At 72.9% G+C, this 18,909-nt stretch carries 16 protein-coding genes; 11 read left to right on the top strand and 5 right to left on the bottom strand.

The window, feature by feature from the left end; all coding sequences use genetic code 11:
- Window positions 1–28: 28 nt before the first annotated feature.
- The 5 genes from OG965_RS07230 (at window position 29) to OG965_RS07210 (ending at window position 4,478) form a co-directional block, all read left to right on the top strand.
- Complete coding sequence (locus OG965_RS07230) at window positions 29–985, top strand: Zn-ribbon domain-containing OB-fold protein (RefSeq protein ID WP_371650324.1); 957 nt, start codon at window positions 29–31, stop codon at window positions 983–985.
- Window positions 985–2,040: a thiolase domain-containing protein gene (locus OG965_RS07225; RefSeq protein ID WP_371650322.1), complete on the top strand. Its 1,056-nt coding sequence runs from the start codon at window positions 985–987 to the stop codon at window positions 2,038–2,040. The genes OG965_RS07230 and OG965_RS07225 overlap by 1 nt, the downstream gene beginning before the upstream one ends.
- An 11-nt stretch (window positions 2,041–2,051) precedes the next feature.
- Window positions 2,052–3,218, top strand: a complete 1,167-nt coding sequence (locus OG965_RS07220) for a thiolase domain-containing protein (RefSeq protein WP_371656871.1) — start codon at window positions 2,052–2,054, stop codon at window positions 3,216–3,218.
- 172 nt (window positions 3,219–3,390) lie between these two features.
- Window positions 3,391–3,630 (top strand): DUF397 domain-containing protein, encoded by a 240-nt coding sequence (locus OG965_RS07215; protein WP_371650320.1) that lies wholly within the window; start codon window positions 3,391–3,393, stop codon window positions 3,628–3,630.
- A gap of 158 nt (window positions 3,631–3,788) precedes the next feature.
- Window positions 3,789–4,478: an ABATE domain-containing protein gene (locus tag OG965_RS07210; RefSeq protein WP_371650318.1), complete on the top strand. Its 690-nt coding sequence runs from the start codon at window positions 3,789–3,791 to the stop codon at window positions 4,476–4,478.
- A gap of 21 nt (window positions 4,479–4,499) precedes the next feature.
- Here the strand turns inward: OG965_RS07210 and OG965_RS07205 are convergent, their stop codons facing one another.
- Entirely contained in the window at window positions 4,500–5,561 is a 1,062-nt protein-coding gene (locus tag OG965_RS07205; RefSeq protein ID WP_371650316.1) for an isoafricanol synthase, read from the bottom strand.
- A gap of 259 nt (window positions 5,562–5,820) precedes the next feature.
- Between OG965_RS07205 and OG965_RS07200 the strand changes: the two genes are divergently transcribed.
- From OG965_RS07200 to OG965_RS07190, 3 genes are all read left to right on the top strand, one after another.
- A complete protein-coding gene (locus tag OG965_RS07200) occupies window positions 5,821–8,742 on the top strand; it encodes an AAA family ATPase (protein ID WP_371656870.1) in 2,922 nt (973 codons plus the stop codon).
- Between the two features lie 57 nt (window positions 8,743–8,799).
- Window positions 8,800–9,300, top strand: a complete 501-nt coding sequence (locus tag OG965_RS07195) for a hypothetical protein (protein ID WP_371650314.1) — start codon at window positions 8,800–8,802, stop codon at window positions 9,298–9,300.
- A 138-nt stretch (window positions 9,301–9,438) separates the two neighbouring features.
- The gene (locus OG965_RS07190) at window positions 9,439–10,773 is read left to right on the top strand and encodes an N-acetylmuramoyl-L-alanine amidase (RefSeq protein WP_371650312.1); all 1,335 of its coding nucleotides are present in this window, start codon (window positions 9,439–9,441) and stop codon (window positions 10,771–10,773) included.
- A 125-nt stretch (window positions 10,774–10,898) separates the two neighbouring features.
- Here OG965_RS07190 and OG965_RS07185 read toward each other — a convergent pair whose 3' ends face one another.
- Window positions 10,899–12,038, bottom strand: coding sequence for an aminoglycoside phosphotransferase family protein (locus OG965_RS07185; protein WP_371650310.1), 1,140 nt, complete (start codon window positions 12,036–12,038; stop codon window positions 10,899–10,901).
- 233 nt (window positions 12,039–12,271) lie between these two features.
- On the opposite strand from OG965_RS07185, the gene OG965_RS07180 reads away from it, so the two are divergent.
- Entirely contained in the window at window positions 12,272–13,765 is a 1,494-nt protein-coding gene (locus OG965_RS07180; RefSeq protein WP_371650308.1) for a hypothetical protein, read from the top strand.
- Window positions 13,766–13,851: 86 nt separating this feature from the next.
- Here the strand turns inward: OG965_RS07180 and OG965_RS07175 are convergent, their stop codons facing one another.
- Window positions 13,852–15,291 (bottom strand): PP2C family protein-serine/threonine phosphatase, encoded by a 1,440-nt coding sequence (locus tag OG965_RS07175; protein ID WP_371650306.1) that lies wholly within the window; start codon window positions 15,289–15,291, stop codon window positions 13,852–13,854.
- A 431-nt stretch (window positions 15,292–15,722) separates the two neighbouring features.
- On the opposite strand from OG965_RS07175, the gene OG965_RS07170 reads away from it, so the two are divergent.
- Both OG965_RS07170 and OG965_RS07165 read left to right on the top strand, forming a co-directional pair.
- Complete coding sequence (locus OG965_RS07170; RefSeq protein ID WP_371650304.1) at window positions 15,723–16,601, top strand: RimK family alpha-L-glutamate ligase; 879 nt, start codon at window positions 15,723–15,725, stop codon at window positions 16,599–16,601.
- Entirely contained in the window at window positions 16,598–17,437 is an 840-nt protein-coding gene (locus OG965_RS07165; protein WP_371650302.1) for a RimK family alpha-L-glutamate ligase, read from the top strand. The genes OG965_RS07170 and OG965_RS07165 overlap by 4 nt, the downstream gene beginning before the upstream one ends.
- Here OG965_RS07165 and OG965_RS07160 read toward each other — a convergent pair.
- Both OG965_RS07160 and OG965_RS07155 read right to left on the bottom strand, forming a co-directional pair.
- Window positions 17,385–18,014, bottom strand: coding sequence for a histidine phosphatase family protein (locus OG965_RS07160; protein WP_371650300.1), 630 nt, complete (start codon window positions 18,012–18,014; stop codon window positions 17,385–17,387). The genes OG965_RS07165 and OG965_RS07160 overlap by 53 nt on opposite strands.
- Before the next feature lie 127 nt (window positions 18,015–18,141).
- Complete coding sequence (locus tag OG965_RS07155; RefSeq protein WP_371656869.1) at window positions 18,142–18,831, bottom strand: esterase/lipase family protein; 690 nt, start codon at window positions 18,829–18,831, stop codon at window positions 18,142–18,144.
- Window positions 18,832–18,909: the final 78 nt, after the last annotated feature.

The following is an 18,909-nucleotide window of genomic DNA, read 5'->3' as shown; positions in this document are numbered from 1 at the left end:
AGTCGACGCACTCAAGAAGGAATTACCGATGCCCCAAGTCCTCAGCGCCCCCCTGGTGGTCGAGTTCCCGTTCACCCGCTCCCTCGGCCCCGTCCAGAGTGCCTTCCTCACCGGGCTGCGCGAGCGGACCGTCCTCGGTGTGCGGACCTGCGACGGCCGGACGCTGGTGCCTCCCGTCGAGTACGACCCGGCCACCGCCGAAGAGCTCCGTGACCTCGTCGAGGTCGCCGCCACCGGCACCGTCACCACCTGGGCCTGGAACCCGTCCCCGCGCCGGGGCCAGCCGCTGGAGCGCCCCTTCGCCTGGGTCCTGGTGCGGCTCGACGGCGCCGACACCGCGCTGCTGCACGCCCTGGACGCGCCGGGCCCCGACGCCGTGCGGACCGGCATGCGGGTACGCGTGCGATGGGCGCCGGAGCGCGGCGGCGCCATCACCGACATCGCGTGCTTCGAACCGTACGAGAGTGAGGCGGCGGCGGGTGAACCGAGCCCGCACAGCGGCGAGTTCGCGGACCCGGTCACCGGGATCGTCGCCCCGGCCCGGCTCGACTACACCTACAGTCCGGGCCGCGCCCAGACCGGGTACATCGAGGCCTTGGCCGAGCGCCGGACGGTGGGTGAACGCTGCCCGTCGTGCCGCAAGGTGTACGTGCCGCCGCGCGGGGCCTGCCCCACGTGCGGGGTCGCCACCGACGAGCGGGTGGAGGTGGGCCCGGCCGGCACCGTCACGACGTACTGCATCGTCAACATCAAGGCGAAGAACCTGGACATAGAAGTTCCCTACGTCTACGCGCACATCGCCCTCGACGGCGCCGACCTCGCCCTGCACGGCCGGATCGGCGGCATCCCCTACGACCAGGTGCGGATGGGGCTGCGGGTCGAGCCGGTGTGGCCCGAGTCCTCGTCGGCCGGCCGCCACCCCGACCACTACCGGCCCACCGGGGAGCCCGACGCCGACTACGACACGTACAAGGAGCTGATCTGATGGGCCCCGCACGGGATGTGGCCGTCGTCGCCTTCGCGCAGACCGACCACCGGCGCCGCACGGACGAGCTCTCCGAGGTCGAGATGCTGATGCCGGTGCTGCACGAGGTGCTCGACCGGACCGGGCTGAAGACCCGCGACATCGGTTTCACCTGCTCGGGTTCCTCGGACTACCTCGCGGGCCGCGCCTTCTCCTTCACCATGGCCCTCGACGGTGTGGGCGCCTGGCCGCCGATCGCCGAGTCGCACGTCGAGATGGACGGCGCCTGGGCGCTCTACGAGGCCTGGGTGAAGATCCTCACCGGCGAGGCCGACACCGCGCTCGTCTACTCCTATGGCAAGTCCTCGCCCGGCGAGGTCCGTGACGTACTGACACGCCAGCTCGACCCGTACTACGTGGCGCCCCTGTGGCCCGACTCCGTGGCGCTGGCCGCGCTCCAGGCGCAGGCCCTGATCGACGCGGGCGACACCGACGAGCCCGCGCTCGCCGCCGTCGCGGCCCGCAGCCGGGACTCCGCCACCGCCAACAGCCACGCCCAGGTGCGCGGTTCACGGCCCCAGGGCGACTACCTGGTACGCCCGCTGCGCACCGGCGACTGCCCGCCGGTCGGGGACGGTGCCGCGGCCGTGATCCTCGCCGCCGGGGACGCCGTGCGCGGGCTGTGCGAGCGGCCCGCCTGGATCCGGGGCATGGACCACCGCATCGAGGCGCACGGCCTGGGCGTGCGCGACCTCACCGACTCGCCGTCGGCCCGGCTCGCAGCCGAGCGCGCCGGGGCCTTCCAGCGGCCCGTCGACACCGCCGAACTGCACGCCCCCTTCAGCTCGCAGGAGGTCGTCCTGCGCAAGGCGCTGCGGCTGGACGACACGGTACGGGTCAATCCGTCCGGGGGAGCGCTGGCCGCCAACCCCGTGATGGCCGCCGGTCTGATCCGCATCGGTGAGGCGGCCGCCGCGATCCACCGGGGCGAGTCCGACCGGGCGCTGGCCCACGCCACCTCGGGGCCGTGCCTCCAGCAGAACCTCGTCGCCGTCCTGGAGGGGGAGCCGTCGTGAGCAGGGAAGCCGTGAGCAAGGAACCCGTGGCCGTCGTAGGAATCGGCCAGACCAAGCACGTCGCGGCCCGGCACGACGTCTCGATCGCGGGACTGGTCCGCGAGGCGGCCCAACGCGCCCTGGAAGACGCCGAGTTGGGGTGGGCGGACATCGACGCGGTCGTCATCGGCAAGGCCCCCGACTTCTTCGAGGGGCTGATGATGCCGGAGCTGTACCTCGCCGACGCGCTCGGCGCGGTCGGCAAGCCCATACTGCGGGTGCACACGGCGGGCTCGGTCGGCGGCTCGACCGCGCTGGTCGCCGCGAACCTGGTGGCCGCCCGGGTCCACGGCACGGTCCTCACCCTGGCCTTCGAGAAGCAGTCCGAGTCCAACGCCATGTGGGGCCTGTCGCTGCCGATCCCCTTCCAGCAGCCGCTGCTCGCCGGGGCGGGCGGCTTCTTCGCGCCGCACGTGCGCGCGTACATGCGGCGCACCGGCGCCCCCGACACGGTGGGCTCGCTCGTCGCGTACAAGGACCGGCGCAACGCGCTCCTGAACCCGTACGCGCATCTGCACGAGCGGGACATCACCCTGGAGAAGGTGCAGGCGTCCCCGATGCTCTGGGACCCGATCCGCTACTCGGAGACGTGTCCGTCGTCCGACGGGGCGTGCGCGATGGTCCTCACCGACCGTACGGGGGCGGCCCGTTCGCCCCATCCGCCCGCCTGGGTGCACGGCGGCGCGATGCGCAGCGAGCCCACGCTCTTCGCGGGCAAGGACTTCGTCTCCCCGCAGGCGGGCAAGGACTGCGCCGCCGACGTCTACCGGCAGGCGGGCATCGCCGACCCGCGCCGCGAGATCGACGCCGTCGAGATGTACGTGCCGTTCTCCTGGTACGAGCCCATGTGGCTGGAGAACCTGGGCTTCGCGGCGGAGGGCGAGGGCTGGAAGCTCACCGAGGCGGGCGTCACCGAGCTCGACGGGGATCTCCCGGTGAACCCGTCGGGCGGGGTGCTCTCCACCAACCCCATCGGCGCCTCCGGCATGATCCGCTTCGCCGAGGCGGCCCTCCAGGTGCGGGGCCGGGCCGGGGAGCACCAGGTGGAGGGGGCCCGCAGGGCGCTGGGGCACGCCTACGGCGGCGGCTCGCAGTTCTTCTCCATGTGGCTGGTGGGGTCCGAGCCGCCGAGCCGGTAGCGCCTGCCCGGTGGATCCGGTCGGCCTCGGCGCGGGGCGCGGGCGGTCGGTCACCGGGGCCGTGCGGCCGTCGTCGCGGGTGGGTCGCGGTACTCCTTCCGTGGCCTGTCCCGGACCGGATGCGATCGCTAGTCTGGCCCACGGACGACAGGGAACCGGGAGGAGCAGGGACGTGGCCGAGAGCACCACCCAGCAGACCCTTGTGGGCTGGGACAAGCCGGATCTCGATCTCAGCAAGGCCGACTGGAGGTCGAGCAGTCAAGGGACGGGAGACGTCCAGATCGCGTTCGTCGAGGGGTTCATCGCGATGCGCAACGGGGGCCGCCCCGGCAGCCCCTCGCTGATCTTCAGCCCGGGCGAGTGGCGCGCCTTCGTGCTGAACGCGCGCGACGGGGAGTTCGACCTCACCTGAGCGGCGGGACGGACGGGGCCGCCCCGCCCGATCGCGAGCGTCCGCGCACCCGCCCGGCCCGTGGGCCGGGCGGGGCCGGAGCGCGGCGAGCGCCCGCGCCCCGGGGTCCCGGACGCCGTCTCCGTCTAACGCTTGCCGCCGTGGTTACCATTAGCCGCATGGCCGCCCACTCCCTCGTTCTCGATCTCGCCCTCACCGTCCGCCACGACGGACACGGCGGGGTCGCCGACGACCTGAGCGGGCCGGAGGGGCTGACCACGTGGGTGCGCGAGCACGCGGCGGCGCTGGATGCGGATACGACTGTGGATACGCATGGCTCCGCGGCCGAACCCTCTGCGGCTGACTGCTTCACGGCTGGCGGCTTCACGGCTGACGGTTTCGCCGCCGGCGCCTTCACGGCCGACGCCGAGGCCCTCGCGGCGGTGCGCGCGCTGCGGGCCGCCGTGCGCGCCCTCTTTGCCCGCGCGGTACGGCCGGACCCGCCGAGCCCCGCCGACGCCCAGCGGCTGCTCCCCGCCGGGATGGCCCTGGAGCTGCTGAACTCGGCCGCGGCCGCCGTCCCCACCGTGCCGCGCCTGGAATGGCCCGAGGGCCGCGACCCGTACGCCGTCCACCGCGGCACCGGCACCCCCGACGCCGTCACGGCGCTCTGCGCCGCGCTCGCCCGCGCCGCCGTCGACTTCCTGGCCGGGCCCGACCGGGCGAGGCTGCGGGCCTGCCACGCGCCCCGGTGCGTGCGGTACTTCCTCAAGGAGCACCCGCGCCAGGAGTGGTGCAGGCCCTCCTGCGGCAACCGCGCCCGGGTCGCCCGCCACCAGCGACGCCACCAGCTCCACGCCGAGCCGTAGGACCTGCCGGCCCTGCGGTCGTCAGGCTTCCAGCGCGTCCTCCTCCTCGAAGAGATGGGCCCACGGCCGCTGGCCCCGGCCCGCGGCCTCGATGCCCGTCTTGCCGTACCGGGCCGTCGTGCGCGACCACGCCAGATTGCCGCTCATCAGCGCCCGCATGCCCGCCACATAGTCGTCGACCTGGGCGCGGAGCTGGCCCGGGACCCCGGCGACCGCGAGCGCCTCGGACAGCTCCAGCGCGAGTGTCTGGAAGTGCTCCACCCGGGAGTTGGCCAGCCGGGCGACCTCACGGGCGGCCCGGTCCACCGAGAGCCCGGAGCCCTTGTGCAGGATGATGACGCTGTTGTTGACGTCCCCGGCGGCCAGTTCCTTGTCCGCGGACACGATGTCGTTGACGAAGATCACCACATCGGCGGTGATCCAGCGCATCTCGGCCAGCGGGCTCCCGCGGTGCAGCTCGTCGGGGAGCGTGTAGCGGCCGCACCGCTCGACGAGATCCAGACAGGGCTGTACGCCGATGGAGTCGCGGCGGCCGCGCAGGAACCCCGGCAGCGACGGCGGCCCGGTGCGGGTGCGGTTGATGGCCTCCCAGTGATAGGCCGTCAGATACTCCCGCCAGTGCCCGCGGAAGCGCTCCTGCCACAGCCGGGGAGTGCCGTCGCCCAGCCGCTTCCACAACTCCGCGAGCGTGCCCGCGAGATGGTTGGTCGGGTCGCCCGGCGCCGGGCCCCGGTCGCTCATCGTGCGCAGCATGATGTCGATCTGCCGGGCCACCGCGTCCGGCTGCCGGCCGATCGGGCCGTCGAACTGGTCGTCGAACACGAAGAACCAGGCGTTGAGGTCGGTCGCCAGCGCGAGATCCGAGTCCGTGGCGTCCGGATAGAAGTACGCCATCAGACGTTCTAGCCCCATCGCGTCGTACTCATTGGTCGCGCACTCGCCCGAGAGCATCCCGAACCGGTGAAGCCAGTCGAGCGTGTGCTGACGCGCGACGGTGTGGCGCGGATGGCAGCGGGCGGGGAACGGGATGTCGACGAGCCCCGTGCGGTCCTCCGACAGCTGTGAGCCTGCTGGGGACGACATCGCTCCGCCTCCTCTGCGCCGAAGGGTGAGCAGCCTTGGGCGGAGCTGCTGTCCGGAAAGCTCATAGTGCGCCCGTGGCCGGAACCGCACAAGCGGCGTGTGAACCGGTGCTTCGCGCCCCCTGGAGCCGCGTCAACCCCCCAGCATATCCAGGCGAGTTAGTCAAGCCGGGTTTGCAAGACGGTCACATCGGTGTCACGGTGCGTGTCCGAAAGCGTAGGCTCGGCCCTACTGCCAAAAGGGGACGGTTGTGGCGGACATGAAAGGCCGGCGGACCAGTGGTGCGCGCAGGCGGCTGTTCGAGCGGGAGAATGAACTCCTGCTTCTCGAAGGCATGTTGGACGACCTGTGCGGCACGGGGCCCGAAGGGGAGACTGCCGCGTCGAGCGGCGGGCTGCTCGCGGTCTCGGGAGCGGCCGGGCTCGGCAAGACGAGTCTGCTCGCCGAGGTCCGCAGGGAGGCCGTCGCCCGGGGCTGCACCCTGCTGACGGCCCGCGGCGGCGAGCAGGAGAACCGCGTGGCCTTCCATGTGGTGCGCCAGCTGGTGCAGCCCGTGCTGGCCGCGGCCGGCGAGAGCGAACACCGGCGGATACTCGGAACCTGGTACGACATCGTGGCGCCCGCGGTCGGCCTGGTCGCCGTCCCGGGCGGCTCGCCCGACCCGCAGGGCGTGCGGGACGGCCTCGACTGGCTGGTGACCCGGTTCGCCGTCGAGCACACGCCCGTCGTGCTCATCGTCGACGACGCGCACTGGGCGGACGAGGAGTCCCTCACCTGGCTGAGCTCGTTCGCGCTGCGCGCCGCCGAGCTGCCGATCCTGATCGTGGCGGCCTACCGGCCCGAGGAACTGCCCGTGCAGGCGAGCGAGTTCCGCAGGCTCGCCGAGCGGCACGGCTCCCGGCCGGTGACCCTGGCGCCGCTCTCCCCGCACGCCGTGGGCAGGCTCGTCCACGACGTGCTGCAGAACGGCGCCGACGACCTGTTCTCGCGCGAGTGCTGGGCGCTGACGGGAGGCAATCCGTTCGAGGCGGTCGAGCTGATCGCCAAGATCCGTGAGCGGAACATCAAACCGCACTACGCCAACGCCGCCGAGCTGCGCGAGCTCGCCTCCTCGGCGCGCGGCAGCGGACTCGTCGAGCGCCTGGAGCGGCTCGGCCCCTCGCCGGTCAGGCTGGCCTGGGCCGTCGCCATCCTGGGCACCGCGGTCGACCCGCACATGGCGAGCAGCGTGGGCGGACTGGGCGCCGAGGAGTCGGTCGACGCGATCCAGCGGCTGCGCGAGGCCCGCATCCTGGCAGGCCGCGCGGGCGACCCCGACCGGCTGGACTTCTTCCACCCACTGGTCGGTACGGCGGTCTACCGCGCCATTCCGCCCGCGATGCGGGTGGCGATGCACGGCCAGGCCGCGGTCTGCGTCACCGAGGCGGGCCTCGGCCCCACCGTCGCCGCCCGCCACCTCCTGGAAATGCATCCCGAGGACGACCGCTGGGCGGTGCAGCAGCTCAGGGCCGCCGCGCGCGAGTGCATGCGGGCCGGTGCTCCCGAGGCCGCCCGGCGCTGTCTGGCCCGGGCCCTGCGCGAGCCGCCTGCCCTTGAGGAGCGGGCGGAGGTGCTGTTCGAGCTCGGCTGCTCGGCGCTCCTGAACGAACCGGCCACCACGGTCAACCACCTCCAGGCAGCCCTGGAGGAGCCGGAGCTCGAACCCGCCCTGCGCGAGGCGATCACCTACCGGCTCGCCCAGGCGCTGGCGCACACCGACCGGATGGGCGAGGCCGCCGAGCTGGTCGCCGTCGAGGGCAGGAGCTCCACCAACCCCCGCACCCGGCTGCGCATGCAGGCCGAGGGCTTCAAGTGGAACGCGTTCCGGGCCGACGAGGAGGACTCGGCCGCCCGCTCGCGCAGGCTCGCCCGACTCTCCGACCACCTCACCACCCGGGGCATGGCCGAGCGCTACATCCTCGGCCTGCGCGCCTGGGACGCCATGGTCCGCGGCGAGCCCGCCGCCGTCGCGCTCGCCTACGCGGAGGAGGCACTGGGCGACGGGCTCTCCTGGACCGACGAGGAATGGGGCTTCGAGGTCCCCGTCATGGTCGCGCTCACCTTCATGTACTGCGACCAGCCGGGCCGCGCGGACGAGCTGTTCAGCAAGGGCATCTCGGAGTGCGAGAACCGCGGCTGGCGCGGCGCCCACCTCTCGTTCGGCCTCACCCTGCTCGGCTACATCCGGTTCTGCCGCGGCCGCCTCGCCGAGGCCGAGGACCTGGTCCACGGCGGGCTGCGGATCGCCGACCGGGTCGGCCAGCGCATCCCGGCCCAGTGGTTCGCCCTCGGCATCCTGATCGAGATCCTGCTGGCCCGAGGCCGGGTGGACGAGGCGCAGGACCTGTCCGACCGGTACAACTACGGCCAGGTCGTCCCCAACGCCGTCGTCTACCCCGACTCCGAGACCGTCTACAGCGAGCTGCTGCTCGCCCGGGGTCTGCGCAGCGACGCCGAGCAGCGGCTGCGCGCCGTCGGCCGGCGCCTGGACCGCAGGGGCATGCGCAACCCGGCGTGGTGCCCCTGGCGGCCGCTGCTCGCCGAGGCGCTGGCCCAGGCGGACCCGGCGGAGGCCCAGAAGGTGGCCGACGAGGGAGTCGAGCTGGCCCGCCGGTTCGGCACGGCGGGCGCCATCGGCCGGGCTCTGCACGCCGCCGCCAAGGTGGCCACCGGTGCGAAGAGCCTCAAGCTCCTCGCGGAGGCGGTGCAGCACCTGGAGCGCTCGCCGTCCGCGTACGAGCTGGCGTGCGCGCTGGTCGACCACGGCACGGCGCTCAGCCGGGCCGGGCTGCCCCAGGACGCCTCGGAGCTGCTCATCCGGGGCATGGAGAACGCGGTGGGCTGCGGCGCCGACGCACTGGCGGCCCGGGCGCGCGACGAGCTGGCCGCGTCGGGGCTGCGCCCGCTGCGGCTGCGTGCGGTGGGCACGGACTCGCTCACCGCACAGGAGAAGACGGCGGCCGACCGGGCGGCGCGGGGCTGGGAGAACACCCGTATCGCCGAGGAGCTGGGCATCCGGGAGCGGGCCGTCGAGCTGCTGCTCTCGGGCGTCTTCCGCAAGATCGGCACCGACCGGGCTGGGCTGCCGGAGCTCCTGCGGCACACCGAGGGCCGCCCGGTGCCGGGCACGCCGCTGCACTGAACCGCCGGACGTGGGCCGGGGCCCGTCGGGGTGCCCCGGCCACGTACCATGGGCGGCATGTCGTTCCTCCGCCGCCGCAGCTCCGCCACTCCCGCGGGCCCGGACTTCGATGTCCTGGCCATGGACCCGGGCGACTGGCCCGGAAACCTCGGTGCCGGGCTGCTGCCCGCGCCCGACGGAAGCTGCCAGGGCGTCTTCCTGCGCTACGACCTGTTCGGCGGCCGCGGCCCCGCGATGGTCATCGGTAATCTGCCCGAGGGCTCCCCGGCCCGGGAGCTCGACGAGGGCCAGGTGCCGTTCGAGGTCTCCCAGCTCCTGCTGGCGCTGGAGAACGACGAGCCCGTCGAGGTCGTCGGCGCCGAGGACATCCCCGTGATGCAGGGCGACAACCTGCTGATCGTGCGGCGCCTCAAGCTCTCCGAGAGCCGGGTCTCCTGTGTGCAGTTCGACCGCAGCGACAAGGTGCTGGTCACCATCGCCAGCTGGGACCGGCCGATCACCGACGACCTGTACGCGCTCCTGAAGCCGCTGCCCGCGGAGCTCTTCCAGCAGGGCTGACGGCGTCACCGGCCTGCCACTGGTCTGATCCACTGATACAACTCACCCTTCTGGCGGCGCTCTTGACGCGCCCTCACCCGGGGTCACACAGTGTGCGCGCACCGCACCCGAGGTGAACTCCCGGCAGGAAGGGTTGTCATGGCACCCCATCAGAGGACCAGGCTCGCACTCGCGCTGACCGCCACCGGGGCCTTCGGCCTCACCCTGCTCGCCCCCGTGTCCCCGGCCGGCGCGGCCCAGGACCACGCCACCGAGTGCCCGCGCGTGCTCAAGTGCGACTGGATCCCGGCGGCCTACCAGCAGAACGGCGATCCGGCCAACAAACAGGCGTACGGGAACTACGACATCTCCGACCGGCCGTCCACCAACCGGATCAAGTACATCGTGCTTCACGACACGGAAGAGGACTACGCCGGTACGATCCGGATCTTCCAGGATCCCAAGAGAGCCGTCTCCGCCCACTACGTCGTGCGCTCCTCGGACGGCCATGTGGCGCAGATGGTGAAGACCAAGGACGTGGCCTGGCAGGCCGGGAACTGGTACGTCAACACGCACTCCATCGGCATCGAGCAGGAGGGCGTCGCCGTCGAGGGCGCCAAGTGGTACACGCCCGAGATGTACCGCTCCACGGCCGCCCTGGTGCGCCACCTCGCCGCCAAGTACGACATTCCCCTGGACCGCCAGCACATCATCGGCCACGAGAACGTGCCGCCGACGACGGCCGGGGGCACCAAGAACATGCACTGGGACCCGGGCCCGTACTGGGACTGGAACCGCTTCATGGCCGTGCTCGGCGCACCCACCCGCCCCACCGCGCGGCCGAGCAGTCAACTGGTCACCATCAGCCCCGGGTTCGGCTCCAATCAGCAGGTGTTCCGCGACTGCGAGAAGAACGCCGACCTGCCCGTCCAGGGCAGCAGCGCCGTCCCGCTGCACACCGAACCCTCCGCCACGGCCCCGCTGTTCGCGGACCCCGGCCTGCACGCGCCCGGCGAGGCGGGCACCAACTGCGCCAACGACTGGGGCAGCAAGATCAGCGCCACCCAGCAGGCCGTCGTGGCCGAGCGCAGGCCGGGCTGGACGGCGATCTGGTGGTACGGCCAGAAGGCCTGGCTCCAGACGCCCGAGCACACCCGCACGACCACACCGACCGCCGGCTACGTCGTACGGCCGAGGGCGGGCCTGACGGAGGTGGCGGTGTACGGCGTCGCCTACCCCGAGAAGGCCGACTACCCGGCCGACTTCACCGCTCCGCGCGTCGGCACCCCGCTCGCGTACACCATCAAGGCGGGCCAGTCCTACCCCGGCGGCGGCGAGGCGCCCACCGGCTACTTCTACGCGCCGACGATCGACTCGTCCCTCCCGTACGACCACACGTACTTCCCCGGCACGGCGAAGTACGTCACCGTGCAGATCGGCCACCGCATCGCCGTGGTGCGGGCCGCCGACGTCGACGTCGTACGGGTGCGCTGAGCGCGGCGCGCGCACACGGCGGCGCGCCGCGCGTCCGGTGTGTCGGCACCGGGCGCGCGGCGCGCACCTTTCCCCGGGGCCCGTCCGGCGGAGCAGGTAGCCGGAACGGGCCCCTCACACGGCGGTCAGCGGGTCCCGACCGCCGCACGCACGGCCCGACGCGCCAGCGCGCAGTCGTCGTGCAGTCTGCGCAGCAGCAGCCTCTGCTGCTCCCCGGCCGAGGGCACACCCGGCTGCTGCGACGAGCCCGCGCCCGAGGGCGCCGACTCGCGCATGGTGCGCTGCACGGCCGTCTCGTACGTCCGGATCTCCCGCGTCAGTACGAGCATCAGGTTCACCAGGAAGGCGTCCCGCGCGGCCGGGCCGGCCGCCTGTGCCGCCTGGCTGATCTGCCGCCGGGCCACCGGGGCGTCCCCGAGCACCGCCCACAGCGTCGCCAGGTCGTACCCCGGCAGGTACCAGCCAGCGTGCTCCCAGTCGACCAGCACCGGACCCGCGGGCGACAACAGGATGTTCGTCAGCAGCGCCTCGCCGTGCGAGAACTGCCACGCGACCGGGCGGCCCGAGTGGGCCAGACCGTGCAGCAGCTTCTGGAGGTCGCTGAGATCCCGGTCGGTGAAGAGCCCCAGCTCGTGGTAGCGGGTGATCCGCGGCGCGTACTCCAGCGGCCGGGTGAACATCTCGGCCGGCGGCCGCCAGGCGTTGACCCGGCTGATCGCCCCGAGGGCCGCCCGGACGTCGGCCCGGGGCGGAGCCTCGACCGGGTGCCGGGACAGGGCCGCCGCACGGCCGGGCATCCGCTCGATCACCAGGGTGCAGTTGTCGGGGTCCGCGGCGATCAGCCGCGGCACCCGCACCGGTGGGCGGTGCCGGACGAACGCGCGGTAGACCGCTATTTCGTGCCTGAACCGCTCGGCCCAGACGGGCGAGTGGTCCAGGAGGCACTTGGCGACCGCCGTGGCGCGCCCGGTGGATCCGACGAGCAGCACGGACCGGCCGCTGCGCCGCAGCACCTGCACCGGGTTGAACTCGGGACAGATGCGGTGCACCGACGCGATGGCCATCCGCAGCTGTGCGCCCTGCGGCCCGGACAAGTCGATCCTGCCGCTGGGCGGTTGGACGCCCGCCCCGGGCCGGCGCGCGGTCCGGCCGGCGCCCAGCGCCGCCGGAGCGGCGTGCGAGGGGTCGAGGTACGGTCCGCCGCCCGCCACCAGGTGACGGTGCGGCCGGGGCGGGGCTGACACGGAGGACGATGCTGTGTACATGGGCGAAACAGATCCCTTCGTGCGCCGACGAGTTGCTGGCCAGCCCGGCCCGGTGGCCCTGATCCCACCCTGGGGAATGGGGTCCGCCTGCCGGGGCGGGGTGGCGCCTTCTTACCTGACACCCGACTGCGGGTGGCACACCATCTGGCGCACCCTGGCGAACCGTGGCGAATGCTCCCACCGCATCTGACAGGGGGTTACTGTCAACTCAGCCGAGAACCTGGGGGCTTGAAGTGAACGGACAACCCAACACTCGCCTGAACGACCTCTTCGGCCTCGCCGGCTGGTCCAAGGGCGAACTCGCGAGGCTGGTGAACCGGCAGGCGGCGGCAATGGGCCACCCCCAGCTGGCCACCGACACCTCGCGGGTGCGGCGTTGGATCGACATGGGGGAGTCCCCGCGCGATCCGGTGCCGAGGGTGCTGGCGGCTCTGTTCACCGAGCGGCTCGGCCGTGTCGTGACCATCGAGGACCTCGGTTTCGACCGGCAAGGGCGCGCCGGAAAGCGGCGGGACGTCGGACCCAAGCAGAATCCCGACGGCCTACCGTGGGCGCCTGAACGGACGGCGGCGGTCCTCACCGAATTCACGGGAATGGACCTCATGCTCAACCGACGCGGTCTGGTGGGCGCGGGCGCCGCGCTCGCCGCAGGCTCCGCACTCAGCAGCGCCATGCACGACTGGCTGCACACCGACCCCGCACTCTCGGCCGACGCCCCCCACCTCGACGATCCCCTCTACGCCGACCCCGCCGGGTACGACCGCTATGAGGCCGCCCCCATCGGGTCGCAGGAGATCGGGGCGCTGGAGCGCTCGGTCGAGGTCTTCCGTGCCTGGGACGCGTCCCGGGGCGGCGGGCTTCAGCGCAAGGCCGTGGTGGGCCAGCTCAACGAGGTGGGCGGCATGCTCGCCTACCGTCACCCCGACCATCTCCAGCGGCGCCTGTGGGGCGTCGCCGCCAACCTGGCCGTCCTGGCCGGTTGGATGTCCCACGACATCGGCCTCGAACCGACCGCCCAGAAGTACTTCGTCATCGCCGCGCACGCGGCCCGCGAGGGCGGCGACCGCCCGCGCGCCGGCGAAGCACTCTCCCGCGCCGCCCGGCAGATGGTCCATCTGGGCCGTCCCGACGAAGCGCTCGACCTCATGAAGCTCGCCAAGTCCGGTTCCGGCGAGGAGACCCTGCCGCGCACGCGGGCCATGCTGCACACCATCGAGGCCTGGGCGCAGGCGTCGATGGGGCAGGGCCAGGCGATGCGGCGCACCCTCGGCGAGGCCGAGGAGCTCTTCGTCTCGGACCGGGGCGACGTGCCCCCGCCGAGCTGGATGCAGATGTTCGACGAGGCGGACCTCCACGGCATGCAGGCCCTGGCGTTCCGTACGTTCGCCGAGCACGACGCGAGCGCGGCGGGCATCGCGGCCCGCCATGCGAAACAGGCGCTCGAACTGCGGGTCAACGGGCGCCAGCGCTCGAAGATCTTCGACTACATCTCGCTCGCCTCGGCCTGCTTCATCGCCGACGACCCCGAACAGGCGGACCGCTACGCCCGGCTGGCCCTGGTGTCGATGGGGGAGACCTCCTCCCACCGCACCTGGGACCGGTTGCGCGAGATGTACCGGCTGACCGGGCAGTACTCCGGGTACCAGAAGATCCAGGACCTCCGCGAGGAGATCCAGCTGGCCCTGCCGAAGGCCCCGACGCGCCGGGGCAGGAGCATGGACCTGTAGCGGGCCCGGTCAACCGGACCCGCTCACCGTCCCATTCCGCTCAATCGATCCGTACCGCCGTCAACCGATCCCTGCCGCCGGGGAGTTCACGACCCGATGCGTGCCACCAGCACGCACGCGTCGTCCTCGCGGTCCGTCTCGCCGAACTCCTCGACCACCGTACGCACCCCGTCCTGGGCCGTACGGACCGTTTCGAGGCGGGCGGCGAGCTCCAGCAGCCTGCGGCACCCCGGCTCATTGGAGGTGCCCCGCCGGGTCAGCCCGTCGGTGTGCAGGACCAGCAGATCGCCGGGGACCAGCTGCACCTCGGCCTGTCCGTACCCGGCTCCTGACGTCGCTCCGAGCAGCACCCCGTCCGGCGACGTCAGGGCGCACCCCGTCCCGCCGCGGAACAGCAGTGGGGCGGGGTGTCCTGCTTGCGCCCAGGAGAGGACGCGGGTGGCCGGGTCGTACTGGCAGCAGACCGCGCTGCCGAGCGCGGGCTGGACCGAGTGGTCGAGCAACTGGTTGAGGTGGCCCATCAGGTCGCCGGGGCGAATGCCGGCGACGGCCATGCCGCGCAGTGCGCCGAGCAGCATGGCCATGGCACCGGTGGCGGTGACGCCGTGGCCGGTGAGGTCTCCGACGGTCAGTAAAGACCTGCCGTCGGGCAGTTCCAGCGCGTCGTACCAGTCGCCGCCGATGAGCGCGCTGGTGGCCGACGGCAGATAGTGCGCCGCCACGTCGAGCGCCGCCGGGTTGCCCTGGGGCAGCCGCAGCGAGCCGCGCCACGGCGGCAGTACGGCCTCCTGCAGCTCGACCGCGAGCCGGTGTTCGGTCTGGGCGATGTGCTGCTCGCGCCGCAGCGAGTCGCGCGACTCCCGGACGGCGCGCTGGCTGCGGCGCAGCTCGCTGACGTCGCGCAGCACGGCCCACATCGACGCGGTGCAGCCGTCGGCGTCGAGCACGGGCTCGCCCATCATGTGCAGCGTCCGCACCCGCCCGTCGGTCCGGACGATGCGGAACTCGCCGTCGATCGGCTTCCCGTCGACCAGACAGTCCGTCACCATGGCCGTGAGCAGCGCCTGGTCGTCGGCGAACACCATCGAAGGCAGTTCGTCGAGCGACATCGCTCCGCTCTCGGGCGCCCGTCCGAATATCTGGAAGAGCTCCTCGGACCAGTCCACCGCGTCCGTGAGCAGGTTCCACTCGGCGCTGCCGACCCGGCTGAGCAGGGATCCGGGCAGCGGGTCGAGCGCGAACTCGGGCTGCGGCTCCTCTTCGCCGGTCTCCTCCGGGGCGGGCTCGGGGAGGAGGCCCTCCTTCAGCTGGTCCAGGTGTGTGCCGAGGTCGTCGAGGTGATGGACCGCCAGATCGCACAGGGCGCGCTGCCAGCGGCCGTGCGGGTCGTCGTCGTCCACGAGCGCGTCCCGCCGTACGGCGTCCACTCCGCCGCGCAGCCGACGGGTCTGTGTGATCAGTGCGTCGACCGTCTCCCGCTCCGGCGGTTGCGGGCTGGGACGGTCCGCGAACAGATGGGACGGCATGACGTACTCCGATACAGGCGCGGCACTGCAAGTCGGAAGGATGGACCGGTAACGACTGTTGCACAGGGAGCGATGCCCCGTAAGGGATTTGGCAACACTCGATACGGTGGTGCTTCTGGCATATGCCTGCGGCCGACCAGAGGCGATCAGCGCACCCGTCGCCGAACAGCGAAACCATGGGTGTGTGAATTCCAAACCACCAGCACAGCACTGATTACGAGCGCCAGCGCCGTCCAGGGCATCGCCCAGAGTGCGACCGAACCCTCACATCCGTGTGAAGGGTAAGTCCCATTTCGTCGGCGACCGCGCTGACCTGCGCAGGAACCGGTCCCGGGGCGGGGAGCGAGGTTCCCGGCCGTTCATGACATCCTGTGTCGTCACAGCTCGCCGGACAGATCGGCGGACGTCCGGGGGGTTACAGGGGAAGGTCGATGAGGCTCTGCTTTCTGGTGGAGGAGCACTACCGCCACGACGGCATGCCGGTGGAGGTGATCCGCCAACTCGTCGACTGGGGTCATCGAGTGGATGTGCTGCGCCCCGGCGGCTCCCTGCTGCGGATGTCCGAGGCGGTCAGCGCGGGCAGCCATGACGCCTGGGTGCTCAAGACGGTGTCCGGCGGCCCGGGCCTCACGCTCCTTGAGGCCGCCGCGGCGGTCGGCCTGACCACGGTCAACGACGCCCGGTCGATACGGGGCGTACGGGACAAGGCGCTCGCGGCGGCCATCGGCCGCAGCCGGGGCCTGCCGATGCCGACGACGTACGCGGCGGCCGTCCCCGAGCTCCTCGCGGAGATACCCGAATCCGAGTTCCCGCTGGTGGTCAAGCCCGCCGACGGCAGCGCCGGGCGCGGTGTGTGCCTGGTGCCCTCGCCGGACCGGCTCGCCGCGATGACCGGGCAACTGGCGGGCCAGGGCATGCTGGTGGCCCAGCCGTATGTGCCCAATTCGGGCGTGGACCTCAAGGTGTACTGCGTGGGCGGCGAGCTGTACGCCACCGAGCGCTGCTCCCCGCTCCACCCCGACCACGCCGTGCGCGAGCGGCAGGTGGCGCTGTCCGCCGAGGTGGCCGCGACCGTCGCGCAGGTCGGCGCGGTCTACGGCCTGGACCTGTACGGGGTGGACGTGCTGCTCGGTCCCGACGGGCCGGTGGTGGTCGACGTGAACGACTTCCCGAGCTTCCGTCAGGTCCCCCAGGCGGCGGAACGGGTGGCGCGCGCCGTGCTCGAACTGGCCCGCACGGGCCGGGGGAGCGGCCCGGACGCCTTCCCCGCCGCCCGCATCCCGGAGCAGCAGCCGGGGGCGGCGGTATGAGGATCGGGCTGATCACCCCGGAGCCCGGCCATCCGCTCCTCGCCGCCACCACCGCCCTGCTCGGCCGCGAGCACACGGTGGAGGCGGTGGACCCGGCTTCGGCGCCCCCGGACCGCGTCGCCGACGTCTACCTGCTCAAGTCCCGTACGCCCCGCGCCCTCGCGCTCGCCCGGGAGCTGGAGCTGCGGGGCGCCGCGGTGCTGAACTCGGCGTCCGCGACGGCCCTCTGCCAGGACCGCACGGCGATGGCGGAGCTGGCCGACCGGGCCGGGCTGCCGTTCGCGGCCACCCGCACCTTCGCCGCGCTCGCCCCGCTGCCGGACGACCCGGACCTCGCGTATCCGCTGGTGGTGAAGAGCCGTCACAGCCGCCGCCACGACCTGGTCGCCCGGGCCGACGACGCCGCGGGGCTGCGGGCGCTGGCCGGGGCGTGGGCGCGGGAGCCGGTGGTGGTGCAGGAGTTCACCGCCAACAGCGGCTGGGACCACAAGCTGTGGGTGATCGGCGACCGGGTCTTCGCCGCCCTGCGCCGCTCCGAGCTCGCGCCCGGGGGCCGCGGCCCCACCCGCTCGCTCTCCCTCGACGCGTTGCCGCCCGGCTGGGCCGAGCTGGCGCTCCGGGTGGGGGAGGTCTTCGACCTGGACGTGTACGGGGTGGACCTCATCGACGCGGGCGGTGGGAGCCCGCTGGTCGTGGACGCCAACGCCTTTCCCGGGATACGGGGTCAGCGGGGCGCCCCCGAGGCGCTCGCGGAGCTCGCCCTGGCGGCAGGCGGCGGCCGCCTCATCCCACGGGCGCGGGCACGCTCCGCGGAAGCGTCGTGTTCCACGCCGTGATCACCGGCCGGTCGTGCTCGGTCCCCAGCCGCGACACGGCCCCGGTGCCGAGCAGGAACAGCGACCCGGCCGAGGCGGGCAGCCCGAGGTAGCGGGCCGTCAGAACGCGCAGGAAGTGCGAATGGGCGACGAGGGCGACGTCGCTGTCAGCATCCTCCGGCGACGCGAGTGCGGCCCGTGCCTCCGCGAGCACCCGGTCGGCCCGCTCGCCGACCTGCTCGGCGCTCTCGCCCGGGTGCGCGGCGGGCCCGGCGGCGACCCCGTCCGTCCACAGGTTCCAGTCGGGGCGGTCGCGCTGGATCTCGGGGGTGGTGACGCCCTCGTACCCGCCGTAGTCCCATTCGCTCAGATCGGGCCGCACCTTCGGGGCGGTGAGTCCGGCGAGTTCGGCGGTGCGCCGGGCCCGGGCCGTCGGGCTGACCAGGGTGAGCCCGATCCGGCGCCCGGCCAGCAGCGGCGCCACCGCGCGGGCCTGGGCCTCGCCGTGTTCGGTCAGCGGCAGGTCGGTGTGGCTGGTGTGCTGCCCGGTCAGGGTCCACGGCGTCTCGCCGTGCCGTATCAGGATCAACTCGCCCATGGATGGTTCCCGTTCTCCGCGACCGGCCCGCCGGGCTCGTCCCGCCGGACCGTGTACGGCACAACCAAGCCGCGAGCGGTGGCATTCCGGCAGGTGGGGCCGGTGGCGGAGGTCACGCTCAGCGGGCTCAGCGGGCGAGGAAGGCGCGCACGCCCTGCGAGACGGCGTCGTCGCCGAGCAGGTCGTTGTGCTTGAGACAGCCCGCCGGGTTGTTGACCGCGCCGGTCAGCGGCACGCTGCTGTCCGGGTTGATCACCTCGTCGCAGTTCGACCACCAGGTCGCGTACGGGACGGCGCCGGGCGTCTCGTCGCCCTCGGCCAAGTGCTTCTGTACGTACGAGCCCGGGGTCATGTCGCGGCAGGCCTGGGACCACAGTGCGCAGGCCCAGGCGGTGGACGTGCCGTGGTTGGGCCCGGCGAGCGAGACCCAGTGGCCGACGGCGGCGGTGCCGCCGCCGAACTTGACGTACCAGCGCGTCACCAGGCTCCCGAAGGAGTGCGCCACGACGTCCACCTTGGCCGCGCCGGTCCGGGCGCGGACCTGGTCCACATAGGCGGCGAACCGGCCGGACAGCACCTCGTTGACGGACTGGCTCGTGTCGTAGCCCCAGGAGAACAGCTCGTCGTCGGTGTACCCGGACGCCTTGAAGTCGTCGCGCATCCCGCCCCAGACCCCGGGGTCGGCGTTGTAGCCGTGCACGAAGATCACCGGGGTGTGGGCGGGGGCGGCCGCCGCCGGTCCGGGGGCGAGCCCCGGCCCGGCGGCAGCGGCCGCGAACGTCACCACCAGTGACACTGCACTTCGGCGCAGGCGCATGGACAGCACGATGTCCCCCTCACTCCGCGACGGCGGTGCGGATCACGGTGGTTACGACCGGGTAGTTGGGAGCATGGT

It is taken from the genome of Streptomyces sp. NBC_00224 (assembly GCF_041435195.1).
Lineage (GTDB): Bacteria > Actinomycetota > Actinomycetes > Streptomycetales > Streptomycetaceae > Streptomyces.
The sequence above is the reverse complement of the archived record's forward strand: the minus strand, read 5'-3'. Positions and strand labels throughout refer to the sequence as shown.

Excerpts from the sequence above, each read along its gene's own strand:
- OG965_RS07210 (WP_371650318.1), top strand. The coding sequence starts at position 3,789 with ATGGCCGCCCACTCCCTCGTTCTCGATCTCGCCCTCACCGTCCGCCAC.
- OG965_RS07205 (WP_371650316.1), bottom strand. The coding sequence starts at position 5,561 with ATGTCGTCCCCAGCAGGCTCACAGCTGTCGGAGGACCGCACGGGGCTC.
- OG965_RS07155 (WP_371656869.1), bottom strand. The coding sequence starts at position 18,831 with ATGCGCCTGCGCCGAAGTGCAGTGTCACTGGTGGTGACGTTCGCGGCC.
- OG965_RS07230 (WP_371650324.1), top strand. The coding sequence starts at position 29 with ATGCCCCAAGTCCTCAGCGCCCCCCTGGTGGTCGAGTTCCCGTTCACC.
- OG965_RS07195 (WP_371650314.1), top strand. The coding sequence starts at position 8,800 with ATGTCGTTCCTCCGCCGCCGCAGCTCCGCCACTCCCGCGGGCCCGGAC.
- OG965_RS07170 (WP_371650304.1), top strand. The coding sequence starts at position 15,723 with ATGAGGCTCTGCTTTCTGGTGGAGGAGCACTACCGCCACGACGGCATG.
- OG965_RS07165 (WP_371650302.1), top strand. The coding sequence starts at position 16,598 with ATGAGGATCGGGCTGATCACCCCGGAGCCCGGCCATCCGCTCCTCGCC.
- OG965_RS07185 (WP_371650310.1), bottom strand. The coding sequence starts at position 12,038 with ATGTACACAGCATCGTCCTCCGTGTCAGCCCCGCCCCGGCCGCACCGT.
- OG965_RS07200 (WP_371656870.1), top strand. The coding sequence starts at position 5,821 with ATGAAAGGCCGGCGGACCAGTGGTGCGCGCAGGCGGCTGTTCGAGCGG.
- OG965_RS07160 (WP_371650300.1), bottom strand. The coding sequence starts at position 18,014 with ATGGGCGAGTTGATCCTGATACGGCACGGCGAGACGCCGTGGACCCTG.
- OG965_RS07190 (WP_371650312.1), top strand. The coding sequence starts at position 9,439 with ATGGCACCCCATCAGAGGACCAGGCTCGCACTCGCGCTGACCGCCACC.
- OG965_RS07175 (WP_371650306.1), bottom strand. The coding sequence starts at position 15,291 with ATGCCGTCCCATCTGTTCGCGGACCGTCCCAGCCCGCAACCGCCGGAG.
- OG965_RS07225 (WP_371650322.1), top strand. The coding sequence starts at position 985 with ATGGGCCCCGCACGGGATGTGGCCGTCGTCGCCTTCGCGCAGACCGAC.